The following is a 10,751-nucleotide window of genomic DNA, read 5'->3' as shown; positions in this document are numbered from 1 at the left end:
TTGCTCTTTTTTTTGTGTTGATTTGAAGTTCGAAAAATCATTCCATCTCTCAACCTAATACACTCATAATCTCAAGTCATCAATATACCAACATCTTTTCACAATCTTTTTTATAGAGACATACACAGACACGTTAACGGCAACATAAGATTAGAGTACACTTGATTATTCTGTCAGTTGAAATGTTTATAATTATGTATACAATTAGTGATTTTGAGGCAGAATAGATTGTATGGAGGTGGAGGGCCCGATGGTAAATCAGGAACGTAAGGCGGCTTTGGAAGAGTGCATCGTTTGTCACGTTGAGAAGAAGGTTGGAATCCATCTATACACATCGTTTATCTGCACAGATTGTGAAAAGGAAATGGTTCACACAGAAACGAATGATCCTTTGTACAAAATGTTCATACAAAGGCTGAAAAAAGTGAATACTCCTCAAATCTACTCATAACCAGAAGGTATACATGGTTATGATTTTTTTTGCTTTCAGCGTTTCAATGGTTTATGAGTTTCGTTGATTCACCTCTCTCCAAAAAAGATTTGAATTCTCCGAAGCATGGTGCCGCGTGGGTATGATACGATATGGATGGATATTTTACTTTAAGGAGATAGATGGAATGAAGCGAGATCATACAAGAACCCCGCTGATTGAGGCGATCGAGAGGCATCGGTCCATACAACCCATTTCATTTCATGTACCAGGGCATAAGAACGGTTTATTGGTGCAGGATCAGCCATTTTATCAATCGGATCTTACAGAGTTAAGTGGTTTGGATGATTTACATGATTCCCTTGAGGCGATCCGGGAAGCGGAGGAATTGCTTGGGGATGTATATGGGTCTTTAGCGAGTCACTTTCTGGTGAATGGAAGTACGGTAGGGAATATTGCAGCGATCCTTGCTTCCTGTGAACCGGGGGATACAGTATTTGTTCAACGGAATTGTCATAAGTCGGTGCTGAACGGCGTCAGGCTTGCCAAGGCTATTCCGGTTTTCATTGAAACCGAGTGGGATGGCATGGGGACCGCCCTTGGGATACGGTTGGAGGATATAAAGGAAGCGATGAACGTATTCCCTCATGTGAAAGCTTGTGTACTCACGTATCCGACTTATTATGGCTTTACATACAATCTTAAAGAAATCATAGATGAGTGTCATAAGCATGGTGTCATCTGTCTTATTGATGAGGCTCATGGTGCTCATTTTACATTGGGCACGCCTTTTCCCGAGTCTGCCATGGAGTGCGGGGCAGATATTGTGGTTCATTCCGCTCATAAGATGCTTCCGGCCATGACGATGGGATCGTATTTACATATTGGAAGTAGCCGGGTGGATGCGCATAAGGTAAAAGACTATTTAACTATGCTACAATCAAGTAGTCCTTCGTATCCGATTATGGCATCTCTTGATTACGCGAGATCCTATGTCGGGACGTTTTTAAAAGAGGACTTGGATCAAACACTTGAGCATATTCGCGAATTTATAGATGGGATTGAACGGATCCATCCTCAGCTCATTGTTCAACAGGCACATGATCCATTAAAGCTGATCATGAAGTTCGCAGGGCGGACGGGTTATGTTCTAAAGGAGCTGTTAGAATCTGTAGGTGTCTACCCTGAACTTGCTGATCCGAATCAGGTACTTCTGATTCTTCCTTTAGTAAAGAAGGGTTTTTCGTTTCCGTATAAGGAAGCGATCACCAGGATAAAAAAGGCGCTCGAGGATGAGCCTGTGGTGGAAGTCCTTCCTATGGAGGGAGTAATCAGCCCGAGAAGGACAACCCCTTTCTCAAGCCTTGCATTAACCCTGGAGGAAATGGACGGGAAAGTGGAAGTGTTGATTTCCCTGGACGATGCAGAAGGAGAAGTTTCCGCTGGAATGGTGACACCTTATCCACCGGGCATCCCCATACTGGTGCCGGGGGAACGCATCACTGCAGATGTAATCCGGCGTTTGAACGAATATATAAGGAATATGGCAAACATACAGGGGCATCATCGATTGGCTGACCACTGTCTGTATGTGTATCGATAAAGCGGAGGGAAACAAATGACAAGAGGATTGTTCATTACCGTTGAAGGACCCGAGGGAGCCGGGAAGTCAACGATATTATCAGAGTTATATCAACAACTGCTGCAGGATGGCCTGGATGTTGTCCAGACGAGGGAGCCGGGAGGTATTTCCATTGCTGAGCAGATCAGGGAAGTCATATTAAATACAATGAACACGGAAATGGATAAGCGGACGGAAGCACTGTTATATGCAGCTGCGAGACGTCAGCATCTGGTGGAGAAAGTGATCCCCGCCCTTGAGGCAGGCAGGATCGTGATTTGTGACCGGTTTATCGACAGTTCCCTTGCCTATCAGGGAAATGCCCGTGGAATCGGGATGGAAGAAGTCATGGACATCAATCAATTTGCGATTGAGGATAAGATGCCGGATCTCACGCTGTATTTTGACATTGATCCCGAAGAGGGGTTAAAGAGAATTGCCAAGCATAACGGCAGAGAAGTGAATCGATTGGATCTCGAATCGGTTGAATTTCATACTCGCGTCCGGGAGGGGTATCAGAAGTTGATCAAACAATATCCCGATCGCATTCAAGTCATCGATGCCAGTAAGAGTAAGGAAGCGGTATTTGCTGACGCGTATGAAATCGTGACGGGTTATTTAAACAGGTGAGACTAGTAGAAGAGACGGACTGCCGGGCAAAAATTCGCTGCCTGGTCCTCCGTCTCTTTTTTAGATGAAGCATTGGAGTCTTTTCAATGATATAATAGAAGGAAGTAAATGGCTTTATAACGGAGGAGTTCATTCATGAAGGTAATTATGGCAGTTGTACAGGATAAGGATAGCAATCGTTTGTCTAATGCCCTGATGGAACATAATTTTCGTTCGACAAAATTAGCGAGCACCGGCGGTTTTCTGAAGTCAGGAAATACGACGTTCATTATTGGTACTGAGGATATTCGTGTGGAAAAAGCCTTACAGGTCATTAAGGAAAACTGTCAGTCACGGGATCAAATGGTAGCACCGGTGTCCCCTATGGGTGGAAATGCAGATTCCTATGTGCCTTATCCCGTAGAAGTGGCTGTAGGCGGGGCAACGGTATTCGTTCTCCCTGTAGAACAATTCCATCAGTTTTAAAGTGAGGTTGGATCACGATGAAAATTAATCAGGACCACCGTGTGTCCTTGGATAGCATGGCGAAAGATCAGAGAACTGGCAGTACCGGCCAAGTGAAGTTCGGTCAACTCGTTCAGAAACATGATCAGAAAATGCAGATGGACCAACTTAGTAAGCTTCTTGGGACGATAGAGGACGCAGGCACACGTTTAGCCCAGTCAAGGACATTCAAAGATCTTGCCAAATATAAAACATTGGTCAAGAAGTTTGTACGGGAAGCAGTCGACTTCGGAATGGACCTGAAGCAGTCCCATACCTGGAATCAATATGGGGAGGGACGAAAGCTGAATATCGTCGAAACGGTTGATCAGCATCTTGTCGGTTTAACGGAAGATGTATTGGATAAAGAAAAGAAGTCAATTGATATATTAGGGAAAATCGGGGAAATAAAGGGTCTGCTTATTAATCTTTATATGTAAGAGAGTGATGTTAAGACATGTTGTTTGAAGAGATACAACCATTTCAGCCAGTCGTCCTTCAGATGCTGCAGAATAGTATATTGAAGGATCGTGTCGCTCATGCTTATTTATTTGAGGGTGAAAAAGGGACACGAAAGAAAGAAATGAGCATGCTGTTCGCCAAGGCCTTATTATGCCTGAACCGGGTAGACGGAAAGCCGTGTGAAGACTGCTCCAACTGCAAAAGGATCAATCACGGGAATCACCCGGATCTGCATGTGGTGGAGCCTGATGGTCTATCTATCAAGAAGGATCAGATTAAAAGTCTGCAAGAAGAATTTTCGAAAACGGGTGTAGAATCCAAGAAGAAGATCTACATCATCGTTCACGGAGATAAGATGACGGCGAATGCTGCCAATAGCCTATTAAAGTTTCTGGAAGAGCCGTTAGCAGATACAACCGCGATTCTCATCACAGAAAATATTCATCGGATCCTGCCAACCATTCTTTCCAGGTGCCAGACGGTTTCATTTAAACCATTACCGAAAGAACAGCTGACCCAACAGTTATTGGAAGAGGGGATCCCGCCTCACTTTGCCACTCTTGCAGCCAACTTGACGAACCATTATGAGGAAGCTGTAGAAATATGTCAAAATGAGTGGTTTGCACAAGCAAGAATAATAGTGTTAAAATTATATGAAGTCCTCCAGAAAAGTCCCTTCCAAGCAATGGTCAAAATACAAGAGGATTTTGTACAGCACTTCAAAGAAAAAGATCAAGTCGATCGAGCATTGGATCTTTTACTTCTAATATATAAAGACTTACTTCATATCCAGTTAGGAAAAGAAGAGCAGCTCGTGTACCCGGACCAAAAGGAAAACTGGAAATCCAACGCACTTCAAGTATCAACCAATCGTCTTTCTACTAATATGACGGTGATCCTTGAAGCAAAACGCAAATTAAACGCCAATATGAATTCGCAGCTGCTAGTAGAACAGCTTATGCTAAAACTGCAGGGGTGATGGTCCTTTGTACGATGTTGTAGGAGTTCGCTTTAAAAAAGCGGGTAAAATCTATTATTTCGATCCGGGTGAATTGGACATTCAAAAAGATTGTTATGTAATCGTTGAAACGGTCCGCGGAGTCGAATTTGGTAAAGTAGTCGTAGAGAGAAAGCAAGTCGGAGAAAACGATGTAGTGCTTCCGTTGAAAAAAGTGATTCGGATCGCCGATCAAAAAGATCGATTGATCGTGGACGAGAACAAGTCGTCTGCAACGGAAGCCTATAACGTATGTTGTGATAAAATTAATCAGCATCAATTGGATATGAAATTGGTAGATGTAGAATATACATTCGATCGTAATAAAGTCATATTCTATTTTACGGCTGATGGACGTGTTGATTTCCGGGAGCTGGTGAAAGATCTGGCCTCCATTTTCCGTACGCGCATTGAACTTCGTCAGATTGGCGTTCGAGACGAAGCAAAAATGCTTGGTGGTATTGGTCCTTGTGGCCGCATGCTGTGTTGTTCAACCTTTTTAGGGGATTTTGAACCTGTGTCCATCAAAATGGCGAAGGATCAAAATCTATCCCTTAATCCCACGAAGATTTCAGGTTTATGCGGACGTTTAATGTGCTGTCTGAAATACGAGAATGACGAGTATGAAGCAGCGAAAGAAGAATTACCTGATATCGGAGAAGTGATTAAGACACCTCATGGAAAAGGTAAAGTGGTAGGTCTTAATATTCTGGAACGTATTCTTCAGGTGGAAATCAAAGAAGAAGAGCGGGTTCTGGAATTCACATTAGATGAAATTATGAACGAAGGTGCCGTATCATTCCAAGCCACAGAGTAACGGGGTGTAGTGTCGTGGATAAGAAAGAGTTCTTTGATTCAGTCAGTAACATGGAACAACAAATTGGTGACTTGTATCATCAATTAGGTGAGCTCAAACAATGCCTAGCTGAAATGTTAGAGGAAAATAATTCTCTAAAGTTAGAAAATGAACATTTGCGCCGTAGACTGGAACAAACAGAGAACTCACCAAAAAAGGTACAAACAAACAACGATGCGGGTACGACGAGTGAGTCAGACTTAGAAGATAAAACACTGGATATCGGAGAAGGCTATGACAACCTTGCTCGACTATACCAGGAAGGATTTCATATTTGTAACATACATTTCGGAAGTCCCCGGAAGGATGAAGACTGCTTATTCTGCCTTTCTTTCTTAAATAAGAAATAAAGGACACTTCATTCTTCTGAACAGAATACAGATAAAAAGGACTGATCCACATATATAGTGGGATTGGTCCTTTTTATTCGAAGAGCGCAGGCGGCTTGAACAGGCCCGACAAGCATAAGATGAATGGGCTGAGAAGGCGTTCTTTGCCTTCTTGGACCATTTAGCTTATGACCTCGAGGGACTAGCCGCCGGAGCTGGACAATCGAAAAGCAAAAACAACATATAATAGAAGAAAAAAATGGAGGAAAGGCATGGTCGAGTTAAAAGAAGATGAGCGTTTAGATTATTTATTAGCTGAAAACATGAGGATCATTCAGAGTCCTTCCGTGTTCTCTTTTTCAACAGATGCGGTCCTATTGGCCCACTTCAGCTATTTGCCGATTCATAAGGGTAAGGTAGTTGATCTATGTTCAGGGAACGGCATCATCCCCTTATTGCTGAGTGCAAGAACCAATGTCCAGATAACAGGAGTGGAAATTCAAGAGCGGTTATTTGACATGGCACAGCGGAGTGTCGAGTATAATGACCGTCAACATCAAATCACGATGAAAATAGGCGATGTAAAGGAGATTGATCAACTCCTCCATCATTCTCACTATGATGTGGTTACATGCAATCCTCCCTATTTCAATACGCCGCCAGGAGATAAACGAAATGTGAACGAGCACTATGCGATTGCCCGTCACGAAATCTTATGCACCCTTGAGGATACCATCAAAGCGTCCAGCTATTTGCTGAAACAGGGAGGCAAGGCTTCCTTCGTTCACCGCCCAGGCCGTTTGATGGATATCCTTTCACTGATGAGAAAACATCGACTCGAGCCCAAACGATTGCGCTTTGTGTATCCAAAGCCCGGGAGAGAAGCCAACACGATATTAATAGAAGGAATAAAAGATGGGAAACCGGACCTAAAGATCCTTCCCCCTTTATATGTATACGATGAGCAGAATGAGTACTCTAAAGAAGTACATGATATGCTATATGGAAAACATAAAACGAACCACCAAACATGAACCAGGAGGTGATATTCACCATGAAGCAGCAGAAAAGTTTTCAGGACAGTGAAAAAGGAAGCCTGTATCTTGTCCCCACGCCGATCGGAAATCTCGAGGACATGACGTTCCGTGCCATCCGAATGATGAAGGAAGCGACGGTGATTGCAGCGGAGGATACGAGGAATACCAAGAAACTGTGCAATTACTTTGAAATTGATACACCAATCTTCAGTTACCATGAACATAATAAAGAAACGAGCGGACAGAAACTGATTGAGCGAATGGAGAGGGGAGAGCTCGTGGCCCTTGTCAGTGATGCAGGAATGCCATCGATCTCAGATCCAGGTTATGAATTGGTGAAAGAAGCAATCGAACACAACATTGCCGTCATTCCACTGCCCGGGGCAAATGCCGCCCTTACGGCTCTCATCGCTTCAGGTTTAGCTCCTCAGCCATTTTACTTCTATGGTTTTCTGCATAGAGGAAAAAAAGACAAAAGAGCTGAGCTTGAAACCCTTAAATCGTTGGAGGATACATTTATCCTTTACGAATCACCTCACAGATTAAAAGAAACATTAAAAGAATTATATGCGGCTTTGGGAAATAGACAAATCGTCATCTGCCGAGAGCTCACGAAGAAGTTCGAGGAGTTCATTCGAGGTTCAATCGAGGAAGTAATCGAATGGGCGAATGAGGGAGAAGTGCGGGGGGAATTCTGCTTGTTGATCGAGGGGGCAGGTCCACAAGAGAAAGAGGAGGAAGACGCTTGGTGGAGCAGCTACTCCCTGCAAGATCATGTCCAGCACTATGTAGATGAAGAAAGCATGTCCTCAAAGGAAGCCATCAAACAAGTCTCCAAGGAGAGATCCCTCCCTAAACGTGAAGTATACCAGGCTTACCACGTGGAATAACTGCCAAACAAAAAGGCCTGAGTCGAATGGACTCAGGCCTGTCATATAGCAAAGGATTATTTTGATTGTAAAGATTCCTGAATTTCTTTCAGTAACTGATCTGCACCTTCACGGCTAAGAACTAATTTACCATTCGCAAGCTTGATGTTGTCATCAGAAACTTCACCAGTGATTTGGCAAGTCATGCTTGGCTTATATTTCTTTAAGATGATTCTTTCGTCATCCACATAAATTTCCAAAGCATCCTTCTCAGCGATACCTAATGTACGACGTAGTTCGATTGGAATAACGACACGGCCCAGTTCATCAACTTTTCTTACAATACCTGTAGACTTCATTTGAGAATCTCCTCCAAATAAATATGATTATTTATCTCTATCTGTTTCGTCAATATTCGACAAATTTCATTAACTGATACTATCATACCAACGATTAGGAATCTCGTCAATAATTAAATCTGTAAATTATTAATAATAAATGGATGTTTAAGTCTTGTTATAATAAGCTTTACGCTTTGTTGTAAAAAATTGTATTACCAATTGAATATTATTGTAATGAAAGTAATATTAAATAAGTTTGTCGAATTTTCTTTACCTAATGCACAAGTTCGACATATTTCGACAAAATCCAATGTCGTTTTCGACAAAACTTACAATCAACATTGTTTAGTTGCAGAAACCCTTTATTTTAGGTATATTTTGATGAGATAAGAGGTTAAGATGATAGGTAAGGTTAAGAATGGATGTATATAACAGACATGCCACTATAAACCATTCGGAGTCTGGTTTGGCTTTATGGGGGTAAGTGAAAAATGAGGAGGAACAGGAAGTGGAAGAAAAGTTGAACACCTTCTATATTACAACGCCGATTTATTATCCAAGTGGAAATTTACATATTGGACATGCATACACCACGGTTGCCGGTGATGCCATGGCCCGTTACAAGAGAATGCGTGGATTCGATGTCATGTACCTTACAGGGACGGACGAACATGGACAGAAGATCCAAAGAAAAGCCGAAGAAGAAGGAATCACACCTCAGGCATATGTTGACGGAATTGTAAGTGGCATTAAAGACCTGTGGGAGAAACTGGATATTTCTTATGATGACTTTATCCGGACGACGGAAAAGCGCCATAAGGATATCGTGGAAAAAATCTTCAATCAGCTTGTCCAGCAGGGCGACATTTATCTGGATCAGTATGAAGGATGGTACTGTACACCATGTGAATCCTTTTTTACGGAAAGACAATTAGAAAACGGGAATTGTCCTGATTGTGGACGCCCGGTTGAAAAAGTAAAGGAAGAGTCGTATTTCTTCAAGATGAGTAAATACGTCGATCGCCTACTTGCTTATTATGAAGAAAATCCTGAGTTCATTCAACCAGAATCCCGGAAGAATGAGATGGTGAATAACTTCATTAAACCAGGTTTGGAAGACCTTGCTGTTTCACGTACCACTTTTGATTGGGGAGTGAAGGTACCTGGTGATCCGAAGCACGTCATTTATGTTTGGATCGATGCCCTTTCCAACTACATCACGGCTTTAGGGTATGGCAGCGAACAAGACGCAAACTACTTGAAATATTGGCCGGCGGATGTGCATCTGGTAGGAAAAGAAATCGTCCGTTTCCATACGATCTACTGGCCGATCATGCTGATGGCTTTGGATCTTCCGCTTCCTAAGAAAGTCTTCGCTCATGGATGGCTTCTGATGAAGGACGGGAAAATGTCCAAATCCAAAGGGAATGTCGTGGATCCTGTTACCCTTATCGATCGATATGGTCTTGATTCTCTTCGCTACTATTTATTAAGAGAAGTGCCATTTGGATCGGACGGTGTCTTTACGCCGGAAGGATTCGTGGAGAGGATCAATTTTGACCTGGCCAATGACCTCGGGAACTTATTGAACCGGACAGTGGCCATGATCAATAAATACTTCGATGGAGTCATTCCAACGTATGTTGATTCTAATGGTGAATTTGATCAAGCACTCTGGGATATGAACAATGAAACGGTGAAGAAGTATGAAGAAGCCATGGAAAATATGGAGTTTTCAGTTGCCCTGTCCAGCCTTTGGCAGTTAATCAGCCGTACGAATAAATACATTGATGAAACACAGCCGTGGACCCTGGCGAAAGATGAAGGTAAAAAAGAAGAACTGGGAAGTGTGATGAGTCACTTGGCTGAATCATTGAGAAGAGTGGCAGTCCTTTTACAGCCTTTCTTGACAAGAACACCTAAGAAAATCTTCGAGCAGCTGAATTTGCATGATGAAAACATGCACACATGGGAAAGCCTTGAGCGTTTCGGAGCCATTCCGTCAGGCACCGAAGTAGTCAAAAAAGGGGAGCCTATCTTCCCGCGTCTTGAACTACAGGAAGAGGTAGCCTTTATTAAAGAGAAAATGCAGGGATCTGCTCCTGTCGTGGAAGAAAAGAAGGAAGTTTCCGCACCGGAAGCTTCAGAGGAAATCGGGATTGACGATTTCATGAAAGTTGAGCTTCGCGTAGCCGAGGTGATTGGAGCGGAACCGGTTAAAAAAGCCGATAAACTTCTAAAGCTGCAATTGGATCTAGGCTATGAAAAACGTCAAGTAGTATCGGGGATTGCAAAATTCTATCAGCCGGACGAGCTCGTTGGGAAAAAAGTGATCTGCGTAACAAACCTGAAGCCGGTAAAACTTCGCGGGGAACTTTCCCAAGGAATGATCCTTGCCGGAGAAGAAAATGGAACGTTATCTCTTGCTTCCATCGATCAGTCCTTACCAAATGGAACAAAAGTTAAATAAATGATTCTTTGTGATAGATCAATAAAGGGATGTTCCACGTGGAACATCCCTTTATTATATGTATATAATGAATCTGACGAATAGGGATTGTTATTAAAGGGAATTAATTATATAAGTATAATTAATAGAGAGGGATAAACAGATGATTTTGGTTCTGTCACTAAAATAGATAAAATGAAGTGTGACTGTAATGCGAACTCTGTAAATAAAAAATATCCAAAGAAAC

The 10,751-nt window shown here is 42.5% G+C and carries 12 protein-coding genes; 11 read left to right on the top strand and 1 reads right to left on the bottom strand.

The window, feature by feature from the left end; translation table 11 throughout:
- Positions 1–250 precede the first annotated feature (250 nt).
- The 10 genes from BVI01S_RS13660 to rsmI all read left to right on the top strand — a co-directional run bounded on the left by BVI01S_RS13660 (position 251) and on the right by rsmI (position 7,735).
- A complete protein-coding gene (locus tag BVI01S_RS13660) occupies positions 251–451 on the top strand; it encodes a sigma factor G inhibitor Gin (RefSeq protein ID WP_061810613.1) in 201 nt (66 codons plus the stop codon).
- Between the two features lie 166 nt (positions 452–617).
- Positions 618–2,033: an aminotransferase class I/II-fold pyridoxal phosphate-dependent enzyme gene (locus BVI01S_RS13655; RefSeq protein ID WP_061810612.1), complete on the top strand. Its 1,416-nt coding sequence runs from the start codon at positions 618–620 to the stop codon at positions 2,031–2,033.
- Positions 2,034–2,048: 15 nt separating this feature from the next.
- Positions 2,049–2,681, top strand: coding sequence for a dTMP kinase (gene tmk, locus BVI01S_RS13650; protein WP_061810611.1), 633 nt, complete (start codon positions 2,049–2,051; stop codon positions 2,679–2,681).
- Between the two features lie 135 nt (positions 2,682–2,816).
- Positions 2,817–3,146: a cyclic di-AMP receptor DarA gene (darA, locus tag BVI01S_RS13645; RefSeq protein WP_034762933.1), complete on the top strand. Its 330-nt coding sequence runs from the start codon at positions 2,817–2,819 to the stop codon at positions 3,144–3,146.
- Positions 3,147–3,163: 17 nt separating this feature from the next.
- The gene (locus BVI01S_RS13640) at positions 3,164–3,604 is read left to right on the top strand and encodes a YaaR family protein (protein ID WP_061810610.1); all 441 of its coding nucleotides are present in this window, start codon (positions 3,164–3,166) and stop codon (positions 3,602–3,604) included.
- Between the two features lie 17 nt (positions 3,605–3,621).
- Positions 3,622–4,605 carry a DNA polymerase III subunit delta' gene (holB, locus tag BVI01S_RS13635; protein ID WP_061810608.1) on the top strand — a complete coding sequence of 328 codons (984 nt, stop codon included), beginning with the start codon at positions 3,622–3,624 and terminating at the stop codon, positions 4,603–4,605.
- 7 nt (positions 4,606–4,612) lie between these two features.
- Positions 4,613–5,440, top strand: a complete 828-nt coding sequence (locus BVI01S_RS13630; protein WP_061810607.1) for a PSP1 domain-containing protein — start codon at positions 4,613–4,615, stop codon at positions 5,438–5,440.
- 14 nt (positions 5,441–5,454) lie between these two features.
- A complete protein-coding gene (gene yabA / locus BVI01S_RS13625; protein WP_061810606.1) occupies positions 5,455–5,829 on the top strand; it encodes a DNA replication initiation control protein YabA in 375 nt (124 codons plus the stop codon).
- 251 nt (positions 5,830–6,080) lie between these two features.
- Complete coding sequence (locus BVI01S_RS13620) at positions 6,081–6,842, top strand: tRNA1(Val) (adenine(37)-N6)-methyltransferase (RefSeq protein ID WP_061810605.1); 762 nt, start codon at positions 6,081–6,083, stop codon at positions 6,840–6,842.
- Between the two features lie 20 nt (positions 6,843–6,862).
- Complete coding sequence (gene rsmI / locus BVI01S_RS13615) at positions 6,863–7,735, top strand: 16S rRNA (cytidine(1402)-2'-O)-methyltransferase (RefSeq protein ID WP_061810603.1); 873 nt, start codon at positions 6,863–6,865, stop codon at positions 7,733–7,735.
- 56 nt (positions 7,736–7,791) lie between these two features.
- On the opposite strand, the gene abrB is transcribed toward rsmI, so the two are convergent.
- Entirely contained in the window at positions 7,792–8,073 is a 282-nt protein-coding gene (gene abrB / locus BVI01S_RS13610) for a transition state genes transcriptional regulator AbrB (protein WP_034762946.1), read from the bottom strand.
- A 490-nt stretch (positions 8,074–8,563) separates the two neighbouring features.
- Between abrB and metG the strand changes: the two genes are divergently transcribed.
- Positions 8,564–10,525: a methionine--tRNA ligase gene (gene metG / locus BVI01S_RS13605; RefSeq protein WP_061810602.1), complete on the top strand. Its 1,962-nt coding sequence runs from the start codon at positions 8,564–8,566 to the stop codon at positions 10,523–10,525.
- Positions 10,526–10,751 lie beyond the last annotated feature (226 nt).

It is taken from the genome of Rossellomorea vietnamensis NBRC 101237 (assembly GCF_001591825.1).
Lineage (GTDB): Bacteria > Bacillota > Bacilli > Bacillales > Bacillaceae_B > Rossellomorea > Rossellomorea vietnamensis.
The sequence above is the reverse complement of the archived record's forward strand: the minus strand, read 5'-3'. Positions and strand labels throughout refer to the sequence as shown.

What these genes read in the sequence shown, in the direction of transcription:
- BVI01S_RS13660 (WP_061810613.1), top strand. Translation starts at nt 251, where the DNA reads ATGGTAAATCAGGAACGTAAGGCGGCTTTGGAAGAGTGCATCGTTTGT.
- BVI01S_RS13655 (WP_061810612.1), top strand. Translation starts at nt 618, where the DNA reads ATGAAGCGAGATCATACAAGAACCCCGCTGATTGAGGCGATCGAGAGG.
- tmk (WP_061810611.1), top strand. Translation starts at nt 2,049, where the DNA reads ATGACAAGAGGATTGTTCATTACCGTTGAAGGACCCGAGGGAGCCGGG.
- darA (WP_034762933.1), top strand. Translation starts at nt 2,817, where the DNA reads ATGAAGGTAATTATGGCAGTTGTACAGGATAAGGATAGCAATCGTTTG.
- BVI01S_RS13640 (WP_061810610.1), top strand. Translation starts at nt 3,164, where the DNA reads ATGAAAATTAATCAGGACCACCGTGTGTCCTTGGATAGCATGGCGAAA.
- holB (WP_061810608.1), top strand. Translation starts at nt 3,622, where the DNA reads ATGTTGTTTGAAGAGATACAACCATTTCAGCCAGTCGTCCTTCAGATG.
- BVI01S_RS13620 (WP_061810605.1), top strand. Translation starts at nt 6,081, where the DNA reads ATGGTCGAGTTAAAAGAAGATGAGCGTTTAGATTATTTATTAGCTGAA.
- rsmI (WP_061810603.1), top strand. Translation starts at nt 6,863, where the DNA reads ATGAAGCAGCAGAAAAGTTTTCAGGACAGTGAAAAAGGAAGCCTGTAT.
- abrB (WP_034762946.1), bottom strand. Translation starts at nt 8,073, where the DNA reads ATGAAGTCTACAGGTATTGTAAGAAAAGTTGATGAACTGGGCCGTGTC.